The organism is Microbispora sp. H10830 (assembly GCF_014161375.1).
GTDB lineage: Bacteria > Actinomycetota > Actinomycetes > Streptosporangiales > Streptosporangiaceae > Microbispora > Microbispora catharanthi.
In genome coordinates this window covers 134,044-154,604 of the sequence record NZ_JABBWX010000006.1, presented here as the reverse complement: position 1 = coordinate 154,604, position 20,561 = coordinate 134,044, and the positions used below count along the sequence as shown (strand labels likewise).

Genomic DNA, 20,561 nt, shown 5'->3' with positions numbered 1-20,561 from the left:
GTGACAAAGACAGCCGGCGTGCGGACGCGACCCCGTTCATCCGGCCGATCCCCCTTACGGAGGAGATCCGCGAGACGCTCCCAACCGGGCCGCGGCTACCAAGGCTACGCCCTGTCCCCTCGCCTCGCTCCGCTCGCTCCTCGGTCCGGACATGATGGGTGACGGCAAATGCGCAACTCCGCGTCGTCAAATGATTACTCTCAGTGGTATGACAGAGGTTCGTTTGTCGTCCGCCGATCAGGACGACGTGTTCAGCCAGCGGATTCGCGAGCAGTGGACCGACCAGCTCGGACGGCGGCTCGACATCCTCATCGCCGGATGCGGCCGGGGCGGCGCCCTCGACGTGGGGCGCTACGAGCCGAGACTGACGGGGGTGGACGAGGATCTGCCGCCCCTGCGGGCCCACACCGCCAACCGCGGCGACCTGGAGGCGTCCTACCTGGGCGATCTGCGTCTCGTGCCGATCCCGCCCCGCTCCTTCGACGTCGTCTACGTGTCGTTCCTCCTCGAGCGCATCCGTCACGCCGAGCTCGTGCTCGACCGGCTCGTGGCCGGGCTGCGCCCCGGCGGGCTGCTGCTGCTGAAGATGCGCGACCGCAAGTCGGCGTACGGCTTCTGCGACCGGGTGACCCCCCGCTGGCTGCGGCGGGCGCTGTGGCGCACGCTCGCCCCGGCCGGGTCCGTGGGGCCGCTTCCGGCGATGTACGAGCCGCTGGCCTCCCGCGAGGGCATCCAGGCGTACTGCCTCATGCGCGGGCTCATGATCGCCGAGGACTACTCGGCGGTGAGCGGCCCGGCCCGGCGGGGTCCGCACGGCGGTCTGGTCGCCGTGGTCTGCCGGGTCGTGGCCGCGCTCTCGCGAGGCGGGCTCAACGGGACCGAGGACGAGATCACCATGGTGATCCGCCGTCCGCAGAACCACTTCGCCCGCCTCATCTGAGTCGCTACATCTGGGCCGCTACCTGAGGGTCAACACCGGCTCCCACGCCTCGGGCTCCTGGGTGTTCTTCCGGTATTCCGACAGCGGGACCGCGTTCTCGCCGTCGACGCCCACCAGCACCAGGCCGTTGTGGAACTCGTTCCCGCACGTGCCCGCGCAGCCCAGCGCGACCAGGCGGTGGTCGTCGGCCCAGGCGAGAAGCTGGAGCACCTGCTGACGGCCCACGATCTCGCCCGTCGACAGCTCGGTGACCCTGGTGGGCATGCCGTCGGGGCCGGCGAGCAGCGTGCCGTCGGGTGACAGGCCCGCCTTCGACTCCGTGGCGACGTAGCCGGAAGGTGCGTCGTGCGGCCTGCCCTCCAGGTCGTAGAAGGCGTCCGGCCGCTTCCAGACGTTGCTGGTCTCGCGGACCAGCGCGCCGTCGTCGCTCCAGCCGAAGTCGCGCCTGACGTTGCTGTTGTCGGTCCAGCAGGGATCGACGGCGTGGAAGTCCCCCGCGGTCGCGGTGGCCACGTCGACGACATAGAAACCCGTCCGGCTGGTGGAGATCGTCTGGAACGGCGGCTGCCGGGGGTCCTCCGGCGTCGCCGCGACCCGCGCCGGGCACTGTCGCTCGTCGACGGACGTCCTGTCCAGATCGGGGGACTCGTCGTAGGCGGTGGCGAGCAGGCGCGTGCCGTCCGGGGACCAGGCGACGCCGCCCACGGGGTGGTCCACCGGCACCCACGCCCGCACCTGCCGGGTCTCCATGTCGAAGATGCCGATCCTCCGCACGGGCAGGTCCTTCTCCAGGACCGCCGCCCAGCGCAGGCCGGGTGCGACCTCGGTCCAGCCCCACTCCGTCTTCTCGTAGCTCTTCGTCGCCGGATCGAGGAGATACCACGTGCGATCCAGCACCTTGCGCCCGGCGGCCGTACGCGACCGCCACGTGTAGTAGGCGGAGACGGCCACTCTGCCCGCCGCGATCATCGTCTTCGGCGGGGAGTTCCCGGTGTCGGCCAGCACGTCCTCCGCGGGGGTCGTCTGCCGGTAGGGCTGGACGGGCACCACCACCGGCGGGCCGCCGACCTGCGAGATCGGCTCCGCGGTGAAGAGGGGGACCACGACCAGCGGCACCACCAGGGCCACGGCCGCCACGACGGCCGCGCACGAGACCGCCCCCGCGAATCTCGTCAGGCGCAGCCGCGACCGGCGGCGCAGCGCGCGGTCGGCGAGGTCGCCGGGCACGTGGACCTCTCGCGACCACTCCTCCAGCGTCCGCTTCAGCATCCGGGGCGTCATGAGATCACCTCACTCAGGCGCAGATCGGCGAGTTCCGGCGCGGTCGTCCGCAGCCGGGCGAGGGACCGATGCGCGGTGCTGCGCACGGTCCCGACGGAGCAGCCGAGGACCTGGGCCACCTGGTCCTCGGGCAGGTCTTCGAGATAGCGCAGCACGAGCACGGCGCGCTGGCGGGGCGTCAGCCGGGCGAGCGCCCTGCGCAGGATCATCCGCAGCTCGGCCTCGTCGGTGCCCGCGCGGCCGGCCGGATGCTCCGGCACGTCGGCCACGCTGGTCTCCCGCTGCCGCCAGGCGAGCCGCCACCAGCTGATCTGCTGCCGGTACATCACCTGGCGCACGTACGCCTCGGGCTCGTCGAGCCGCCCCCATCTCGTGATGACCTTGGCCAGAGCGGTCTGCAGCAGGTCCTCTGCGGAGTGCTGGTCTCCTCCGGTCAGCAGATAGGCCAGCCGCATGAGCGCCGGCGCGCGGGCCGAAACGAATTCGCGGAATCGTCGCTCTTCTGCGGCGTCCACGAGCACCTCCTCGGATTAATGTCTGCCTGTAGACGCCCCGAGCACCGGCACGCTATGCGTGCGGTTGCCAGTAGGGTGCGTATCCGACCCACCGAGCTGCGAACAATCGAGCGGAAACGGAAGCCATGACCGAGTGGACGCCCGACGCACGTGAGCTGGCGGACCTGGAGCTGCTGCTGTCCGGGGCGTACGCGCCGCTGACCGGTTTCCTCACCTCGGCCGAGGTGGAGAGCGTGGCCGAGCGGGGCCGGCTGCCCGGAGGGGCGTCCTGGCCCGACCCGATCACGATCGCGCTCCCGGACGAGTTCGGGCCCGGCGACCGGGTGACGCTCAGGGACCCCGAGGGCGCGGCGGTCGCGGTGCTGACCGTCGTGGAGCGGGACGGCCACCACGCCGCCGGGCCGGTCGAGGCGCTCGACGCCCCCGCGTACGGGCCGTTCTCCCGGCTGCGCCGCACGCCGGAGGAGGTGCGCAAGGACCTGCCGGACGGCGAGGTCCTCGCGGTGACGATGCGCGGGCCGCTCGACGGCGCCGCGCTCGACGACGTGGCGGCGACCGCCGAGGAACTGGACGCCACCGTGCTCCTCATGCCCCTCGTCTTCGGCGAGGGCGGGCCTGCCGTGGTGCGCGCCGCGCTCAAGGCGGCCGAGCGGCTCCCGGGGGCGACGGTGGTCGCGGTGCCGCTCGCGCCGCGCGAGGACGCCGAGATCGACCTCGAACTCCGCGAGCACGTGGCCCGCAACTACGGCGCCACCGAGCACTACGCCGGTCCCGCGCCGGTCACCATCCCCGGGCCGCCGCACAAGCGGGGGCTCGTGGTGTTCTTCACCGGCCTGTCCGGCTCGGGCAAGTCGACGATCGCCCGGGGTTTGCGCGACGCGCTGCTCGAACGGGGCGGCCGCACGGTCACCTACCTGGACGGCGACGTCGTGCGGCGGATGCTGTCGGCGGGGCTCACGTTCTCGCGCGAGGACCGCGACCGCAACATCCGCAGGATCGGCTTCGTGGCCGCCGAGGTCGCCCGCCACGGCGGCCTGGCGATCTGTGCGCCCATCGCGCCGTACGCCGCGACCCGAGACGAGGTGCGGGCGATGGTCGAGGAGGTCGGCGGCGACTTCCTGCTCGTCCACGTGGCCACGCCGCTGGAGGAGTGCGAGCGCCGCGACCGCAAGGGCCTGTACGCCAAGGCGCGGGCCGGGCTGATCCCGGAGTTCACCGGGATCTCCGACCCGTACGAGGAGCCGGAGGACGCCGACCTCGTCCTCGACACCACGGACATGACGATCGAACGCGCGGCCGGCGCCGTACTGAACCTCGTCACCTCGGGCGGCTGGGTCCGCTGAGGCGTCCGCCGAATGCTCAGGAGGGCGGCACCGGCGTCGACGTGAAGCGGGGCAACCGCCCGAGCTGCGCGAACGCCCGGGTGGCGCCCGGCGTGGTGTCGAACCTGGTGTCGCCCCGGGGCGCCAGCGGCGAGTCGAAGTAGACCAGCGCCTTGATCTGGGGGTAGTCCCCGATCTGGCGCCGGACCGACTCGAAGAAGTCGCGCTTGAACGCGGGTGCCCCGCGCCGCTCGAAGGCGCCCCACTCGGCGACCATGATCGGCTTGGCCGGGAACCTGGCCTGCATCCACCGGTAGAACCCGGGCCAGCCCGGCGCGTCGGGCCGGGTCTTGTCGACCAGCCCGGCGAAGTCGCTCACCCGGTCGTCCGCGTACGGGTCGAAGGCCACCCAGTCGACCACGTCGTCGCCGGGGTAGAGCCTGCCGAACCACGGCTTGGCCGCCCAGTTGGGCGCGCCCATGTAGGTCATCACGGTCACCGCGTTGCGCACCCCCTGTTGCCGCAGGCGGGTCACCACGTGGCGGTACATCGCGACGTAGTCGGCGGGGGAATAGCCCCCGCCCTCGCGCACGTCGTTTTCCGGCTCGTGGTGGATCGTGAGGAAGAACCGGCCGGGGAAGGTGCGCCGGATGTGCTCGGCGAGCCTGTCGACGCGCCCGTCGACCTCGCCGCGCGCGACCTCGGCCCACGTGTGGTCGAGCGCCGGCTTCCAGTTCACCAGCAGCAGGCGGGGCCCCTTGGCGATCTCCCGCTCCTCGGCGGTCGGGAAGAGCTCTCCGCCCCGGTGGTAGACGTGCACGATGTCGGCCCGGCGGCCCATGCGCCGTTCGGCCATGTCCACCGCGCGGATCGGGCCGCGTCCGGAGAAGACGTCGGGCGCGATCCCCCACCACGCCCCGCACGTCGGGATGAGCTTGTTCGTCACCGCGCAGGCGACCGGCGTCGTCCCGGCGCCGCCGCCCGGCACCCGCCCGCTCGTGGCGGTGCCCGCGCAGGCCGTCGCGCACACCCCCGCCACCAGTACGGCCAAGCCGGCGATGAGTCTCATCGCGCCCCCTTCCTCGGCAGACCACGCAATGAACGGATGGGCAAACACCATCCCATCAATGCCCGTGGCTTCGGGGGCCGTTTCCCCATCTCACGAGTACGGATATTTCCGTTTTCATCGGCTAATTGAGCGGCCATCGCCTGACGCTAATTCGGCAATAGCCGGGGACGAAACTCCGTGGCGGCTTATAGTTCGAGACCGGATCCCGCCGGACCGCCGCCGGGACCACGAACGCGCCCGGCTGCCCCTCCCTCATCCGGGGGGCACCGGTGGCCCCACCGCCGGCCGCGGCCGCGTGACGAACGAGGGCACGGGGAGTTCGATGAGCCTGCCGCCGCACAGCCGCGACCTTTCTGAATACGGCTCTGTGCTCCGGCGCAGGCGCCTGGTCGCCGTCGTCTGCCTGCTCGCCGGAGTGGGCGGCGGCGCCGCGGCGCTCGCGATGACCCCGGAGCGTTACACCGCGGTCGCCCAGGTGCAGGTATTGCCGACCGGCGCGCAGGAACAGTTGAACGTGCCGAGCTCCCGGCAACGGGAACCCCTCAACCTCGACACCGAATCACAAATCGCCCGATCGGCGGTCGTCTCCACCCTGGCCGCCGCGATTCTGAAATATCCGGATCCGGAGGAATTGCGGGAGCACGTGACCGTGGACGTTCCGCCCAATTCCGCCATTCTTTCCATTTCTTACTCGGCGTCGGATCCCCGGGCCGCGGCCGCGGGGGCCCAGGCGTACGCGGAGGCGTATCTGCGCAACCGCGCCCGCGCCGCCGAGGACGCGATCGGCGGCCAGCTGAAGCTGATCGCCGCGCGGCTGCGCGAGGTCGAGGACGATCTCGACAAGGCCGTGACGACCCAGGCGGCGACCGCTCAGGCCACCCAAGCCACTCAGACCACGACCACCCGGACCGCGACCGGGCAGACCGCGGCGGGACCGGGACCGGCCAGGCGGCAGGCCGTGCTCGCCCGGCAGGTGTCGGACCTCACGCTGCGCTACGACGCGCTCAAGACCGTCGCGGTGACGCCGGGCACGGTGATCAGCCCCGCCAGGCCGCCCGCGCGGCCGGCCCATCCGAGCCCGCCGCTCTTCCTCGGCAGCGGCCTGTTCCTCGGCGTACTCGCCGGAGCGGGGGCCGCGTTCGGCCGCGACCGGCTCGACACCCGCATCCGCACCTGCGCGGACGTCGAACGGCTGTGCGGCCTGCCGCTGCTCGCCGAGCTTCCGGCCAGGCCGGACGCGGCGGTCCTCGACGAGATGGCCGCCGCCGTCGCCACGTCGCTGGGCGGCGGGCCTCACCGGCTGCTCCTCGAAGGCGTGGGAACAGGAAGCCTCGAAGGCGTGCGGACAGGGAGCCTGGAAGGCGTGCGAGCACAGGGCACGGCCAGGCAGCTCGCCAAGGGCCTGGGCTCCGCGCTGGCGCATCTGGTGCCGGTGACGGTCGTGACCGGCCGGTCCGCCCATCCCGACGCCGCCCTGCTGCTGATCACCCTGCGCCGGACGACCTCCCCGGAGGTCACCCGGGCCGTACGGCAGCTCGGCCGGCAGGGCGCCCGCGTGCTCGGCGCCGTCGCCGTGCCGCCGGGGTTCGTCGCGCCCGTCCCCGAGACGGCGGAGTGGGGCGCGTGACCATCCCCGCCCCCCGCATCGCTCTGCCTCCGGCGGCCCGCCCCCGGCACCGGCGCCGTCCCGCACGGGCGGCGTGGCCGATCGCGGCGTTCCTGCTCGGCTATCCGCTCTGGTGGGCGCTCGGCCTGGGCGGGCTGTCGGTGGTGGTGCTGGCCGTGCCGATGGCGGTGGCGCTGTCGCACAGGCGGCCGATCCGCGTGCCGAAGGGCTTCGGCCTGTGGGCGCTGCTGCTGACGGGCTACCTGGTCAGCGCGCTCGCGCTCGCCGAGACGCCGGACGACACATACGGCGAGCTCGCCGCCGGCCGGGTCGTCGGCTACCTGGTGCGGCTGGCCGTCTACGTCTCACTCCTGATCATGGTGCTCTACCTGGGCAATCTCACTCTTGACGAGCTGCCGCAGCGCACCTTGGTCAGGTGGCTCGGCGTGCTGTTCCTGACGGCCGTCGCGGGCGGGCTGCTCGGCGTGCTCGCGCCGGGCTTCGCGTTCACCTCGCCGCTGGAGATGGCGCTGCCGTCGTCGATCGGCGGCAACCCGTTCGTCGCCAACCTGATCCACCCGACGGCGGCCCAGATGCAGCACGTGCTCGGGCACGCCGCGCCGCGCCCGGAGGCGCCGTTCGAGTGGGCCAACGCCTGGGGCAGCGACGTCTCGGTGCTCGTGATCTGGTTCGTGGTCGGCTGGTGGACCTACGGCGGGCCGTACCGCCGGGCGGCGGCCGTGCTCGCGCTCGCCGCAGCCGCCGTCCCGGTCGTCTACTCGCTCAACCGCGGCCTGTGGATCGGGCTCGGGATCTCGGCGGCGTACCTGATGGTCCGGGGCGCACGCCCCCTCCTGGCCGGAGCGGTCGCGGCCGTCGCCGCGGCGGCGTTCCTGCTGTCGCCGCTCAGCACGATCGTCGCGCAACGGCTGGACAACCCGCAGAGCAACGGCATCCGCGCGTTCACGGTCGCGGCCACCGTCCGGGTCGCGGCCACCTCGCCGGTCATCGGCTACGGCAACACCCGCAACGCGTACGGCAGCCACCGCACGGTCACGACGGGCCGCAGCTCGTGGTGCGTGGAGTGCGGCCATCCCCCGCTCGGCAGCGACGGGCAGCTGTGGCTGCTGCTGATCAGCCAGGGCTTCGCGGGGGCCCTGCTCTACGTCGCCTTCTTCGCCGGCGCGGTGCGGCGCTACTGGGCCGACCGGACGCCGATCGGCAAGGCGGGGACGCTCGTGATGATCCTCGTGCTGCTCTACATGGTCGTCTACGACGGGCTGATCAGCGCCCTGACCCTGTATCTGATCTCCTTCGCCCTGCTCTGGCGCAACGCCGCCAGGACATCCGACCCCGGGGAGGCGCGATGAGGGACGCGGCCGATCGTCTTCACTACCTGGACGAGGTGATGGACCTGCTGTTCCCCCCTTCCCGGCCCGGCGCCCGGCCGCGCGTCCGCAGCGTGCTGCCGCACCGCCTCGTCCCCAGGCGGGTCGTCCCGCGCGCGTGGTGGCACACCGCGCTGGGGCGCGGGCTGCCCGTCGGCGGCGGGACCGACACGATCGAGACGCACCTGAGCGACGTCCTCGGCCGCCGGATGCGGGTCGTCGTCCACGTCAGGCCCGCCCGCCGCGCCAACCGCAAACCGATCCTGGAGGCGTACGACGAGTCGGGGCTCGCGGGGTTCGTGAAGATCGGCGACTCGCCGCGGGCCAGGCGGCTGGTGCGATACGAGAGCGAGGTGCTGCGCATGCTCGCCGGGCGGCCGTTGAAGGTCGTCGTGCCGCCCGACGTGCTGTATCACGGCGCGTGGCGGGGTCTTGAGGTGCTGATGCTGTCGCCGCTGCCCGTGACCTCCCGCCGCGTGGGTTCCCGCCGCGTGCCCGCCCGCCTGCTCATCTCGGCCGCGCGGGAGATCGCCGCCATCCGCCCGTACGACGACGAGGCGGGCTCCGAGGAGCGGACCGGGGAGGCCGCGGCCTGGCACGGCGACTTCACCCCCTGGAACGTCGCCGCGGGTGCGGACGGGCGGCTGCTCGTGTGGGACTGGGAGCGGTTCGCCGTGGGCGTGCCGCTCGGCTTCGACGCCCTGCACCACTTCTTCCACCGGGCGCTGCGGCGGATGCCGCCTCCGGTCGCCGCCCGATCCTGTCTCGCCCAGGCGGGCGGGCTCCTGGAACCGTTCGGCGTCGACGTCGCCCAGGCGCGCCGTACGGCGGTCCGCTATCTGGTCGCCCTGGCCGAGCGGCACCGCCGCGACGGCCGGGAGCCGCTCGGGCCGCCCGCCGTCTGGCTGAACCCTCTGGTCGATCACCTGGAGTGCCTGCTGTGAGGTCAACGCTGAAACACTCGGCGCACGCCGTCTCGCTCGCCGCCGGGAGGGCGACCAGCGCGGGCAGGGTGCTGCCGTCGTTCCTGATCATCGGGGCGCAGCGGTGCGGCACGACCTCGCTGTACCGCGCCCTGTCCCGGCACCCGCTGGTCATGAAGCCGGTGCTGCGCAAGGGCGTCCACTACTTCGACATGGCCTACGAGCGGGGCCTGCCCTGGTATCGCGCCCACTTCCCGCTGACGTCCGGGGCGCAGGCGCTCCGATTCCGGTGGGGCCACGCCCCCCAGGCGTTCGAGTCGGCCCCTTACTACCTGTTCCATCCCCTGGCGGGGGCCCGGATCGCGGGGGACCTCCCCGGGGTCAAGCTGATCGCCTTGGTCCGGGACCCGGTCGAGCGGGCCTGTTCCGCCCACGCGCACGAGCTGGCGCGGGGGTTCGAGACCGAGCCGTGCTTCGAGCACGCCCTCGCTCTGGAGCCGGAGCGCCTCGCCGGCGAGGCCGAACGGCTGCGGACCGTCCCCGGATACGCGAGCCACGCGCACCGGCACCAGGCGTACCTGGCCCGGGGACGGTACGCCGAACAGCTGGCCCGGCTGGAACCGCTCGTGGGGCGCGACCGGATCCTGGTCCTCGACAGCGGACTGCTGTTCCGCGACCCCGGCGCCGCGTACGACCGGGTGCTGGGGTTCCTGGGACTGCCCCGGCTCGGCGGCGTGGAGTTCGAGCGGCACAACGCCCGGCCGCGGGAGGCCATGCCCGCGTCGGTCCACCGGCGGCTTCGCGAGCACTTCGAGCCGTGGGACGCGCTGCTCGTCCCGTGGCTGGGAGCGGTGCCCTCGTGGCGGCGCTGACCGATCTTCCACGGCCGGGCGGCCTTCTCCGGCATGGAGTAGCCGGCCTGGCCACGGCGGGCGCCACGGCGGGCGGGCAGTTCGCGCTCGTGCTGGTGGTGACGCGGTCGCTCGAACCGGCGGCAGCCGGGGCGTTCTTCACGGCCACCGCGCTGTGCCTGATGCTCGCGGGCGTCGTCCGCCTGGACACCGGCAACGGCCTCGTCCACGCCCTGGCCCGCAACCGGTCCGTCGACGGCGCCGGCCGGGATGGAGGGCGGCGGCTGGTCCGCGGGATCCTCGCGCCGGTGGCCGCGCTCGCGTCCGTGACGGGCGCCGGGGTCGCCGTGGCGGCCGGGCCGCTGGCCGGGCTCACCGGCGTGCCGGGCGGCGTCTGGGTCGTGCTGGCCGCCGCCCTGCCGTTCGTCGCCGTCTCGGATGTGCTGATCTGCGCCACCCGCGGCCTCGGCACCATGCGGCCGACGCTGCTGCTCGCCGGGGCCGTCCAGCCGCTCGGGCAGCTCGCCCTCGTCACCGCGGCCGTGCTCGCCGGGGCCCCGCCGCCGGTGCTGGCCGCCGCCTGGGCGCTTCCCTCCGTGGCCGGCGCGGTGCTGGCCGCCGTGCGGCTGCGCGGGCTCGGGCCGTACGACGTGGGGGAGGTGGGCGCCTTCTGGCGGCACACCGCCCCGCGGTCGGCCGCGGCGGCCGTGCAGTCGGTGTTCCAGCGGCTCGACGTGGTGATCGTCGCACTGCTCGCGGGTCCCGCCGCCGCGGCCGTCTACACGGCGGCGACCCGGTTCAAGGTGCTGGGGCAACTCGCCGGGCAAGGGCTCGCCCAGGCCGCGCAGGCACGGCTGGTGAGGGCCCTGGCCGAGGGCGACCTGGACGGCGCCCGCGCGCTGTATCGGACCACCACCAGGTGGCTGGTCGTGCTCACCTGGCCGCTCTGGCTGGGCTACGCGGCGCTCGCGCCGTGGCTGCTCCCGATGTTCGGGCCCGCCTACGCCGGCGGCGGCGCGATCGCGCTCGTCCTTTCCGCCACGATGATGGTCGCGACCGCCTGCGGCATGGTCGACGTCGTGCTCGTCGCGGGCGGGCGCACGGCGGCCAGCCTGGCCAACGTGACGACGGCCGTCGCCGTGACGATCGCCCTCGACGTGCTGCTGGTCCCCGCGTACGGCGCGCTGGGGGCGGTGCTCGGCTGGTCGGGCGGCGTGCTCGTGAAGAACCTGCTGCCCGCCGTACAGGTCCACCGCCGCTACGGCCTGCGCCCCTTCGGTGGAGGCCGCTCGGTCGAGGCCGCGAGGGTGGCCGGCGGTGCGGGGGCGGCTGGGGCTGCGAGGGCGGCCTCGTGACCGCGGAACCGCCCGTGCTGGTCACCGGCCTGCCGCGCAGCGGCACGAGCTGGGTGGGCCGGATGCTCACGGCGAGCGGGCGGCTGGTCTACGTCAACGAGCCGCTGAACCCGCAGCGCCCGCCGGGCCGCTCCCCCGGCGTGCTCGACGCGTCGGTGACCCATCGCTTCCAGTACATCTGCCCCGACAACGAGACGCCCTGGCTGGCGGCGTTCTCCCGTACGGTCGCGCTGCGCTACAACTGGCGGGCCGAGATCCGCCGCAACCACGGGCCCGGCGACCTCGCGCGGATGGCCAAGTACGGCACGGCGTTCGCCACGGGCCGCCTGCTGGCCAGGCGGGCGCTGCTCGACGATCCCTTCGCGCTCCTGTCCGCCGAGTGGTTCGCCCGCCGCCTCGGGTGCCGGGTGGTTGTCGTGGTCCGCGACCCCGTGTCGTTCGCCGGGAGCTGGCGGCGGCTCGGCTGGAGGGTGGACGTGCGCGAACTGCTCGACCAGCCCCTCCTGCTGCGCGACCACCCGTACGTGGCCGAGCTCGGAGCGCTCGCCGGGAACCGGGACGTGGCCACAGGAGCGGCGGTGTTGTGGAAGGTCGCACGACGGGTCACCGACACGGTTGCCCGGCGCGCCGCCGGCATCAGGGTCGTGCGGTATGAGGATCTGTGTGCCGCGCCCCTCGACGGCTTCCGCGACCTGTACGACTGGTGCGGCCTGCCCTGGACCCACCGCGCCGCCCGCCGGATAACCGCCGCCTGCACGTCCTCCCGCTTCGAGACCCGCCCCGCCTTCGCCTGGACCGGCCTGTCCCGTACGGCCTACCGGCCGATGGACTCCCGGCGGGCGCTCGCCGTGGTCTCCCTCCCCCACGAGGACGCCGCCCGCATACGGGCCCTGGCATACGACTGATGTGGTGTCGCCGGAGGAGGTGTTCGGGAAATACCATCACTCCGCCGACGGCGGAGGTACGCTATTTTCCGAACGATGTGGAGGACTGGAGAGCAGATGGACTCGAGGGCGCAGCCTCAGAACGAGACTGAAGTCCTGACGGCCGGGATCGCGGTGCTGAAAGACCGGTTGCCGACCGGGTGGGACGTCCGGGCGCGCAGCCACGGCAGCGTTCCCGATGCCGGCTTCGACGCGCTCTGGGAGGTGACAGCACCAGATGGAAGCACGGTCGTGCTGGTGGTGGAGGCCAAACGCCTGGTGGAAAGGCGCGACACCGCCGCACTGCTTCAGCAACTGAGCATCTCTACAGGAGCTATCCCAGGCAGCCGTGGGGTTGTCGTGTCCAGATATCTGTCACCGCCGGTACGTGAGCGGCTCTCCAGTGCCGGCCTGTCCTACATCGACGCGACAGGCAACATACATGTGAGTGCGCCGCGGCCTGGACTTTACATAGCGGACCGAGGGGCTGACCGCGACCCGTGGCGCGGTCCTGGCAGACCGCGCGGAACGCTGAAGGGCGCTCCCGCCGCCAAGGTCGTACGTGCACTGCTGGACCATGACAAATCGTGGGCGATCCGCGAATTGGTCGAGGTCGCGGGCGTTTCCACGGGGTCGACCTACCGGGTGATCGAGTTCCTCGAGGCAGAGGACCTCGCAAGGCGAAACGATTCGGGCGCTGTCATCGTGCCCGACTGGGTTGCACTTCTGAGGCGATGGAGCGAGGACTACGGGTTTGTGCGGAACAGCCGCGTCACCCGCTGGATAGCACCGAGAGGTCTGTCGAACCTCCTGCAGCGGGCGGCGGGAAGCCCTGTTCGCTACGCCGTAACCGGAACCTTGGCCGCCGCTACATGGGCCCCCTACGCCCCCGCCCGCTCGGCGATGATCTACACATCGGACGCCGAGCGATCCGCACAGCTTTGGGATCTCCGTCCTGCCGATGCCGGGGCGAATGTCATGGTGGGCGAGCCCGAGATCGACGTCGTCTTCGCTCGCGGCCTTGCCGACGCCTCCGGGCTGATGATCGCAGCGCCATCCCAGGTGGCCGTTGATCTCATGACAGGTCCTGGGCGCAGTCCTGCCGAAGCCGAAGAACTCATCGAATGGATGACGCGCAATGAATCCTCCTGGCGTAGATAGAGGCGACCTCCTCGTTCGATCTCGCTCCGCGCTTCTCGATGCTCTGTCCGCTCTGGACGCACATCGCGACGCCGTGATCGTGATCGGCGCGCAGGCCATCTATCTGCACACCGCGCGAAGTCCCGTTGCGCTGGCCGAGACGACGAAAGACAGCGATCTCGCGCTCGATCCGAGGGTGCTGGAGGACGAGCCCCTTCTGGAGCAGTCCATGAGCCGTGCGGGGTTCTACCGCGACCCCATCGATGGACAGCCTGGCGCATGGCTGAACTCTGAGGGCATTCCTGTCGATCTGATGGTGCCCGAAGCTCTCGCAGGGCCCGGCGCGAAGAACACACGAGGAGCACGCATCCCCCCGCATGATCGGCGTGCTACCCGGCGTGCTCGAGGTCTCGAAGCCGCCGTCATCGACAACATGGTCATGGACGTCACCGCGCTCGCCCCGGACGATCACCGGACGTATCGGGTCAGGGTCGCTGGGCCTGCGGCCTTACTCGTGGCCAAGCTTCACAAGATTTCCGAACGCGTGTCCGTGCCTCACCGGCTCAACGATAAGGACGCACATGACATATACCGCGTCTTAATCGACACCGACACCTCCCGACTGGCTGCCGCCTTCAACGTCCTACTCAGCGACCCCATCAGCAGCGAGATCACTGACCAAGCCGTCGAATACCTGGCTGCGCTGTTCGCACCGGGGCCCGACGCACTCGGCGCGAGGATGGCGGGACGCGCAGAAGAGGGCATCGGTGAACCTGAAACTGTTGCCTTGGCGACGTCCCTCCTCGCCGCCGATCTCGCGCAGGCCCTGCAGCCCGGCTGAAGCACACCGACCGCGTCTCCCCGAGGAGCCGACCTACATCCGGGCCGGGTTTCTATCTCGGTGACACTGGTTCTGCTCTCTGAGAAGCGGCACCTCAGGCAGCGTATTGGCCTCCACCAGCAAGTCTTGTATGCGGTGCAGGTACAGACGTATGCCCCGATCGGGCAACCACCGATCGTGAAGCGGCATCGAGCTAGCCGAGGGTGGTGTCGCCGAGGGAGGCGAGGAGGGTGCGCAGGGCGGCGGCGAGGTGGTCGCGCTCCCGGGGGTCCAGCGACGCCAGCAGGCGCGCCTCGTTCGCGACGTGCGGCTCCAGCACCTCGTCCACGAGCGCGAGACCGCGGTCGGTGAGCCTCACCCGGATCGACCGCCGGTCGCCGGAGTCGGGGATCCGTTCGACCAGTCCTCTGGCCGCCATGCGGTCGATGCGGTTGGTGATCGCGCCGGAGGTCACCATCGCCGCCCTGTTCAACGCTCCCGCCGTCAGCTCGTACGGTGGGCCGGACCGACGCAGTGTGGCCAGGACGTCGAACTCCCAGCGCTCCAGGCCGTACGCGGCGAAGAACTCCTTCAGCTCCCGGTCGAGCAGCCGCGACAGCCGACTGATCCGGCCCATGATCCCCATCGGCCATACGTCCAGGTCGGGCCGTTCCCGCGCCCACTGCGTCATCAGCAGATCGACGGCATCGTCCACGGCGACCCCTCAAGGCTAAGTATCTCAACGTTGACTAGTTTGACGTCTATGTGAGTCTCATGCTGTTATTTCAACGTTGAGATTATCAACGAGGAGCAATCTTCATGAGCAAGTTCGCCGCATCCCGGTCCGGTTCTGCCGGAACGCTGGCCCTCACCGCGCTCACGCCGCTCGCCTGGGGCTCGACGTACGCCGTGACCACGGAGTTCCTGCCGCCCGACCGCCCGATGTTCACCGCGGTGATGAGAGCGCTGCCCGCCGGGCTGGCATTGCTGGTCATCGGCCGCGTGCTCCCGCGCGGCGTGTGGATCTGGCGGGCCGCGGTGCTCGGCGTGTTGAACATCGGGGCGTTCTTCCCGTTGCTGTTCCTGGCGGCGTACCGGCTGCCCGGTGGCGTCGCGGCGGTGCTCGGCGCGGTCGGGCCGCTGTTCGCGCTCGTCTTCGCCGCCCTGTTGCTCGCCGAGCGTCCGACCCTGCGCAAGGTGCTCGCCGGACTTCTCGGACTGCTCGGGGTCGGGTTGGTCGTCCTGCGCGCCGAGGCACGGCTCGACATGGTCGGCGTGCTCGCCGGGCTCGCCGGGGCCGCGTCCATGTCCGCCGGGACCGTGCTGACCAAGCGCTGGGGCCGCCCCGAGGGGGTCGGAGCCCTCGCCCTCACCGGATGGCAACTCACCGCAGGCGGGCTGCTGCTCGTCCCGGTCGCCCTGCTCGTCGAGGGCGCGCCGCCGGCGCTCAGCGGCGAGAACCTGCTCGGCTACGTCTACCTGGGTATCGTCGGCACCGCACTGGGCTACTGGATCTGGTTCCGCGGGATCTCCCGGCTCCCCGCGACGTCCGTCGCCTTCCTCGCGCTGCTGAGCCCGGTCTCCGCGGCCGTCATCGGCTGGGCGGCGCTCGGTCAGGCACTCAGCGCGGTTCAGCTGCTCGGCATGGTCCTCGCCCTCGGCGGCACCCTCCTCGGTCAGGCCCCGGCCGGGCCCTCCCGGCGCGCCACGGCCCCGCCCGAGCCCGTACGGCCCGCAGCCCGGACGGCCTGCCCGTCCCGCTGACACGGACGAGCCCCATACGCGGAGCGACGAGCGTGACGTGGGAGGATTTTCCCGGCCGTGCCATGCGCGAACCGTGCCATGCGCGAACCGTGCCATGCGCGAACCAGGACGACCGGAGGACGAGCGCGATGCGCGACGAGAAGATCAGCGATTTCCTGTCCCGCCTCGCCGATCGGGTGCCCGCGCCGGGCGGAGGCGCCACCGCGGCCCTGCACGCCGCGCAGGCCGCGGCCCTGCTGGGCATGGTCGCGCGCTACACCACCGGCGAGAAGTACGCCGAGCACGCGGCCGTGATCGAACGGATCACCGGCGAGACCGACGAACTGCGGTCGAGCGCCCTGCGCCTGGCCGAGGACGACGCGGCGGCGTTCACGACGGTGACCGAGGCGTACAAGCTGCCCAAGGACACCGACGAGGCGAAGGCGGCCCGCTCGGCCGCCATCGCCGAGGCGCTGGTAGGGGCGGGCAAAGTCCCTGCCGAGGTGGTCGCCGTCGCGAGGAAGGTCGTCGGCATCGCCGAGGAACTGCTGCCCATCGGCAACCGCAACGTCGTCTCCGACATCGCCGCCGCCACCGAGGCCGCGCGGGCCGCGGCGACCACCGCCCGGGTGAACATCGAGATCAACCTCGGGGGGATCAAGGACGAGCGGGCCCGCGCCGAACTGGCCGCCGAGGCGGCCGGGGTGGACGAGGTCGCCGCGCGGGCCGAACGGGTCACCGCCGCCGTCCGTGAGGAGATCGCGAAGTGAGCGCCCGGGTTCTGTCCGGCAAGGAGCTCGCGGCGTCGATCCGGGCCGAGGCCGCCGAGCGGGCCGCCGCGCTCACCGCGGCCGGCACGCCGCCGAAGCTCGCGGTCGTCGTCGCCACGGCGGACGAGTCCAGCGCCTGGTACGTCCGCTCGATCGCCCGCGCCGCCGAGAAGGCCGGCATCACCTGCGACATCGTCGATCTCGGCGCGGACGCCGCCCCCAGCCTGATCCGCGACAGGCTGACGGCGCTGAGCGACGACGACACCGTGCACGGGATCATCCTCCAGACCCCGCTGCCGCAGGGAGCGAAGCTGGAGGACCTGGCCGGCGCGATCGCGTTCGAGAAGGACGTCGACGGCGCCAACCCGCTGTCGCTGGGCCGCCTGGCCGCGGGCCTGCCCGCCTTCGCTCCGGCGACCGCCGAGGCCGTCGTGGCGATCCTCGACCACCACGAAGTCGACCTGGTCGGCAGCCACGTCGCCGTGGTCGGCCGGTCCACCGTGGTCGGCAAGCCCGCCGCCCATCTCCTGCTGGACAGGAACGCCACCGTGACGGTCTGCCACTCCCGTACGCGGGAGCTGGCCGCCGTCACCTCCGCGGCCGACGTGGTCGTGGCCGCGGTCGGCCGCGCCGGGCTGATCACGGCCGAGCACGTGCGGGCCGGGGCGGTGGTCGTGGACGTCGGCACCAACCCCACCGAGGACGGCGGCCTGGTCGGCGACGTCGACGCGCTCGCGGTCGCGGACAAGGCCGGGGCGCTCACGCCCGTGCCCGGCGGGGTCGGCCCGGTCACCACCGCGCTGCTGCTGCGGCACACCGTGAACGCCGCCGTGCAGGCCGCCGGCCGCGGCTGAGCGCGCGCCCTGCCCCGGCCCCCGCGCCGTCAGAGCGCCTCGTCCGGCACACCGGCCGGAACAACGGGTGGGGCTGAGCTCGACGGGGTGCGCGCCACCACCGCAGCCTTCCAGGCCACGGTCACCAGCAGCGGCACCAGCAGCGCCAGCGTCCAGGTCAGCCCGAGCGCCTGTGCGACGCGGCCGACGAGCGCCGGAGCGAGCAGCATGGCGGAGTACGTCATGGTGGTGAGCCGGGCGACCGCGGCGGTCGCTCCCGTGCCGCCCTCCTCCGTGCCCGCGTGCCCGGCCGCACTGAAGATCAGCGGCAGCGGTGTCGCCAGCCCGAGACCGGCGAGGGCGAACCCGGCGACCGCGAGGATCGGCGTGGGAGCCACGACCACCGCCGTCAGGCCGGCGGCCGCCAGCGCGGTGCCGCTCCGCACCAGGACGCGTGCCGGGTGCCGGGCGGACAGCCGGTCGCCTACCAGCCGTCCGGCCGTCTGGCAGGCGGTGAAGGCGACGAGGCCCAGCGAGGCCACGCCCAGCGAGGCGCCACGGTCCTCGTGCAGGAACACCCCGCTCCAGGTGATGACGGCCCCCTCGCAGGCCAGCACCGCCGCGCCCATCGCGCCGAGGAGCAGGACGCGGCGTGTCCAGCCGGCCCGCCATCCTCGCCGTCCGGCGCCGTCGTCCGTACGCGCGGGCGAGGGCCCCGCGGAAGGCTCCTCGGCCGGCAGCCCCCTGCCCACCACCAGGACGACGGCCATGACGACCGCTCCCAGGATCAGGTAGTGCGTGGTGAGGGACATGCCCGCCTGCGCCGCGGCCCCACCGGTGAGCGACCCGGCCACGGAGCCGATGCTCCACGCCGCGTGGCAGCCGTTCATGATGGGACGGTGCGCCGCCCGTTCGACCATCACCGCCTGCGCGTTCATCGCCGTGTCGAGCAGCCCGTTCGCGGCGCCGACGAGGAGCATGGCCGCGGCCAGGTGGACCGGCCCGCCGGCGAGGCCCACCCCGAGCAGGGCGAGGGGAAGCGCGACCGCGGCGATCCGCACGACCCACGCGCCGCCGATCCGCGCCGCGAGGCGCCCGGCGACCTGCGTGGCGGCGAGCGCGGCCACGCCGACCAGGGCGGTCAGGAGCCCGAGCAGTCCAGCCGTCAGATGGTGATCCATCTTCAGCGAAGGCGTGCGGACCGCGAACGCGGCGATCAGGGCGCCGTTCACGGCGAACACCACCGTCAGCGCCGCGCGTGCCCGTCGCACAACTCTCGCCTCCCGGCCCTCTCGTCGTCGCTCCTGACCGGCTTCCCGGGCCACCTCGGACATGCGTCCCGCCTTCCCCGTGCGGCGCCTCCCGACGGGCGCCTCCCGGAAGGACGACGGCGCCGCGGCGGATTTTCGACATCCGCCCGGGACCGGATGTCGATTTCGGAGACGCACCGCGTCGTAGAGGAGAGCGGCCGCGCAGGGCGGCCGCCGCGTCCCGGAGGAGAGGACCGATGAAATACCTGCTGTTGATCTGTGCCGAGGAGTCGGTCGAAGTCAGCCCCGAGCAGGCCGACCCCGAGCCGTGGATCGAGGAGACGGAGCGCCGCGGAGTGCGCCTCGACGGGCATCGCCTGTGCCCCGTCAGCGACGCCACGACGGTGCGAGCCGGGCTGGTGACCCAAGGGCCGTTCGCCGAGACCAAGGAGCAGATCGCCGGATTCGACATCATCGAGTGCGCCGACCTGGACGAGGCCATCGAGATCGCCTTGAAGCATCCCGTGGCGTCGTTCGGCTCGATCGAGGTGAGGCCGTTCTGGCCGGAATGAGCGGCGCCGACGTCACCCGGGTCGTCGAGGAGGCGTTCCGAGAGGAGTGGGGCCGCGTCGTCGCCACGCTCATCCGGCTGACCGGCGACTGGGACCTGGCAGAGGAGTGCGCCCAGGACGCCTTCGCCCAGGCACTCGCCCGCTGGCCCCGGGACGGCGTTCCGCGCCGTCCCGGGGCGTGGCTCACCACCGCGGCCCGCAACCGGGCGCTCGACCGGCTCCGTCGCGGCACGACCGAGGCGGCGCGGCTCCGCTCGGTCGCGGCCATGCCGGCCGGCCCCGATCCGGAGCCGGTGGAGGAGGATCACGTGCCCGACGACCGGTTGCGCCTGATGTTCACCTGCTGTCACCCGGCCCTGCCGCTGGAGGCGCAGGTCGCCCTCACCCTCCGTACGCTCGCGGGGCTGACCACGGCCGAGATCGCCGCGGCGTTCATGGTGCCGGAGACGACCATGGCGCAGCGGCTGGTCAGGGCCAAGCGGAAGATCCGCAACGCCGGCATCCCCTACCGGGTGCCGCCCGCGCGCCTGCTGGCGGAGCGGACGGCAGGGGTGCTCGGCGTGCTGTACGTCCTGTTCACCGAGGGATACTCGGCCAGCGGCGGGCCGAGCCCCGCCCGGCCGGAACTGACCGCCGAGGCCATCCGGCTGGCCCGGGTGCTCGCCGGGCTCATGCCGGGCGAGCCCGAGGCGCAGGGCCTTCTCGCGCTGATGCTGCTGCAGGACTCGCGGCGCGCGGCCCGGTTCGACGCGGCGGGCGACATCGTCACCCTGGAGTTCCAGGACCGCGCGAAGTGGGACCACGACGAGATCGAGGAAGGACTGCGGCTGCTGGACGACGCGCTGGCGTGCCGCCGCCCCGGGCCCTACCAGGTGCAGGCGGCCATCGCCGCCTGTCACGCCACCGCCCTCGACCCGGACGACACCGACTGGCCGCAGATCGCCGGGCTGTACGCACGGCTCGCACAGCTGGCGCCGTCTCCGGTGGTCGAGCTGAACCGGGCGGTGGCCGTGGCGATGGCCGACGGCCCCCTCGCCGGTCTGCGGCTGGTCGACGAACTGCGGGCCGGCGGCGCGCTGGCCGGGCACCACCTGCTCGCCGCGACCCGTGCCGACCTGCTGCGCCGGCTGGGCCGTACGGCGGACGCGGCGCAGGCCTACGAGGAGGCCCTGGCACTCGCACCCACCGACGCGGAACGCCGCTACCTCGCCCGCAGGCGTGACGAGACCGACGGAACCTGATCGGTTGAGCGGTCGAGCG

At 72.7% G+C, this 20,561-nt stretch carries 19 protein-coding genes and 1 pseudogene; 15 read left to right on the top strand and 5 right to left on the bottom strand.

Translation table 11 applies throughout. The features are described 5' to 3' along the window. The first annotated feature begins 208 nt into the window (after window positions 1–208). Window positions 209–940, top strand: coding sequence for a methyltransferase domain-containing protein (locus HHX35_RS17485; protein ID WP_182899861.1), 732 nt, complete (start codon window positions 209–211; stop codon window positions 938–940). A gap of 18 nt (window positions 941–958) precedes the next feature. Here HHX35_RS17485 and HHX35_RS17480 read toward each other — a convergent pair whose 3' ends face one another. Both HHX35_RS17480 and HHX35_RS17475 read right to left on the bottom strand, forming a co-directional pair. Beyond that, entirely contained in the window at window positions 959–2,221 is a 1,263-nt protein-coding gene (locus tag HHX35_RS17480) for a hypothetical protein (protein WP_182899860.1), read from the bottom strand. Beyond that, window positions 2,218–2,736, bottom strand: coding sequence for a SigE family RNA polymerase sigma factor (locus HHX35_RS17475; protein ID WP_139577298.1), 519 nt, complete (start codon window positions 2,734–2,736; stop codon window positions 2,218–2,220). Before HHX35_RS17475 ends, HHX35_RS17480 begins: the two co-directional genes overlap by 4 nt. A 104-nt stretch (window positions 2,737–2,840) precedes the next feature. Here HHX35_RS17475 and cysC point away from each other — a divergent pair. Then, window positions 2,841–4,079: pseudogene (cysC, locus tag HHX35_RS17470) on the top strand (adenylyl-sulfate kinase); the annotation flags it as partial. A gap of 16 nt (window positions 4,080–4,095) precedes the next feature. Here the strand turns inward: cysC and HHX35_RS17465 are convergent. Next, window positions 4,096–5,127, bottom strand: coding sequence for a glycoside hydrolase family 26 protein (locus HHX35_RS17465; RefSeq protein WP_182899858.1), 1,032 nt, complete (start codon window positions 5,125–5,127; stop codon window positions 4,096–4,098). Window positions 5,128–5,449: 322 nt separating this feature from the next. Here HHX35_RS17465 and HHX35_RS17460 point away from each other — a divergent pair, with 322 nt between their 5' ends. From HHX35_RS17460 to HHX35_RS17425, 8 genes are all read left to right on the top strand, one after another. Further along, window positions 5,450–6,754, top strand: coding sequence for a YveK family protein (locus HHX35_RS17460; protein WP_182899857.1), 1,305 nt, complete (start codon window positions 5,450–5,452; stop codon window positions 6,752–6,754). After that, a complete protein-coding gene (locus tag HHX35_RS17455) occupies window positions 6,751–8,103 on the top strand; it encodes a hypothetical protein (RefSeq protein WP_310739147.1) in 1,353 nt (450 codons plus the stop codon). The genes HHX35_RS17460 and HHX35_RS17455 overlap by 4 nt, the downstream gene beginning before the upstream one ends. Next, window positions 8,100–9,065: a hypothetical protein gene (locus HHX35_RS17450; RefSeq protein WP_182899856.1), complete on the top strand. Its 966-nt coding sequence runs from the start codon at window positions 8,100–8,102 to the stop codon at window positions 9,063–9,065. The genes HHX35_RS17455 and HHX35_RS17450 overlap by 4 nt, the downstream gene beginning before the upstream one ends. Next, entirely contained in the window at window positions 9,062–9,916 is an 855-nt protein-coding gene (locus HHX35_RS17445; RefSeq protein ID WP_182899855.1) for a sulfotransferase domain-containing protein, read from the top strand. Before HHX35_RS17450 ends, HHX35_RS17445 begins: the two co-directional genes overlap by 4 nt. Next, window positions 9,883–11,250 (top strand): polysaccharide biosynthesis C-terminal domain-containing protein, encoded by a 1,368-nt coding sequence (locus tag HHX35_RS17440; protein ID WP_310739146.1) that lies wholly within the window; start codon window positions 9,883–9,885, stop codon window positions 11,248–11,250. Before HHX35_RS17445 ends, HHX35_RS17440 begins: the two co-directional genes overlap by 34 nt. Beyond that, window positions 11,247–12,155, top strand: a complete 909-nt coding sequence (locus HHX35_RS17435) for a sulfotransferase (protein WP_182899854.1) — start codon at window positions 11,247–11,249, stop codon at window positions 12,153–12,155. Before HHX35_RS17440 ends, HHX35_RS17435 begins: the two co-directional genes overlap by 4 nt. A gap of 96 nt (window positions 12,156–12,251) precedes the next feature. Beyond that, the gene (locus tag HHX35_RS17430) at window positions 12,252–13,334 is read left to right on the top strand and encodes a hypothetical protein (RefSeq protein WP_182899853.1); all 1,083 of its coding nucleotides are present in this window, start codon (window positions 12,252–12,254) and stop codon (window positions 13,332–13,334) included. Window positions 13,335–13,407: 73 nt separating this feature from the next. Beyond that, a complete protein-coding gene (locus HHX35_RS17425) occupies window positions 13,408–14,154 on the top strand; it encodes a hypothetical protein (RefSeq protein WP_310739145.1) in 747 nt (248 codons plus the stop codon). A 193-nt stretch (window positions 14,155–14,347) separates the two neighbouring features. Here the strand turns inward: HHX35_RS17425 and HHX35_RS17420 are convergent, their stop codons facing one another. Beyond that, window positions 14,348–14,848: a MarR family winged helix-turn-helix transcriptional regulator gene (locus HHX35_RS17420; protein WP_182899851.1), complete on the bottom strand. Its 501-nt coding sequence runs from the start codon at window positions 14,846–14,848 to the stop codon at window positions 14,348–14,350. Between the two features lie 104 nt (window positions 14,849–14,952). On the opposite strand from HHX35_RS17420, the gene HHX35_RS17415 reads away from it, so the two are divergent. The 3 genes from HHX35_RS17415 to HHX35_RS17405 all read left to right on the top strand — a co-directional run bounded on the left by HHX35_RS17415 (window position 14,953) and on the right by HHX35_RS17405 (window position 17,500). Then, a complete protein-coding gene (locus tag HHX35_RS17415) occupies window positions 14,953–15,897 on the top strand; it encodes an EamA family transporter (protein ID WP_182899850.1) in 945 nt (314 codons plus the stop codon). A gap of 128 nt (window positions 15,898–16,025) precedes the next feature. After that, complete coding sequence (locus tag HHX35_RS17410; protein ID WP_139577288.1) at window positions 16,026–16,646, top strand: cyclodeaminase/cyclohydrolase family protein; 621 nt, start codon at window positions 16,026–16,028, stop codon at window positions 16,644–16,646. Next, the gene (locus tag HHX35_RS17405; protein WP_182899849.1) at window positions 16,643–17,500 is read left to right on the top strand and encodes a bifunctional 5,10-methylenetetrahydrofolate dehydrogenase/5,10-methenyltetrahydrofolate cyclohydrolase; all 858 of its coding nucleotides are present in this window, start codon (window positions 16,643–16,645) and stop codon (window positions 17,498–17,500) included. The genes HHX35_RS17410 and HHX35_RS17405 overlap by 4 nt, the downstream gene beginning before the upstream one ends. 29 nt (window positions 17,501–17,529) lie before the next feature. Here HHX35_RS17405 and HHX35_RS17400 read toward each other — a convergent pair whose 3' ends face one another. Further along, window positions 17,530–18,750 carry an MFS transporter gene (locus HHX35_RS17400; protein ID WP_182899848.1) on the bottom strand — a complete coding sequence of 407 codons (1,221 nt, stop codon included), beginning with the start codon at window positions 18,748–18,750 and terminating at the stop codon, window positions 17,530–17,532. Between the two features lie 236 nt (window positions 18,751–18,986). Here HHX35_RS17400 and HHX35_RS17395 point away from each other — a divergent pair, with 236 nt between their 5' ends. Together HHX35_RS17395 and HHX35_RS17390 are read left to right on the top strand one after the other, a co-directional pair. After that, complete coding sequence (locus HHX35_RS17395) at window positions 18,987–19,301, top strand: YciI family protein (protein WP_182899847.1); 315 nt, start codon at window positions 18,987–18,989, stop codon at window positions 19,299–19,301. Then, the gene (locus HHX35_RS17390; RefSeq protein WP_182899846.1) at window positions 19,298–20,542 is read left to right on the top strand and encodes an RNA polymerase sigma factor; all 1,245 of its coding nucleotides are present in this window, start codon (window positions 19,298–19,300) and stop codon (window positions 20,540–20,542) included. Before HHX35_RS17395 ends, HHX35_RS17390 begins: the two co-directional genes overlap by 4 nt. The last annotated feature ends 19 nt before the right edge of the window (window positions 20,543–20,561 follow it).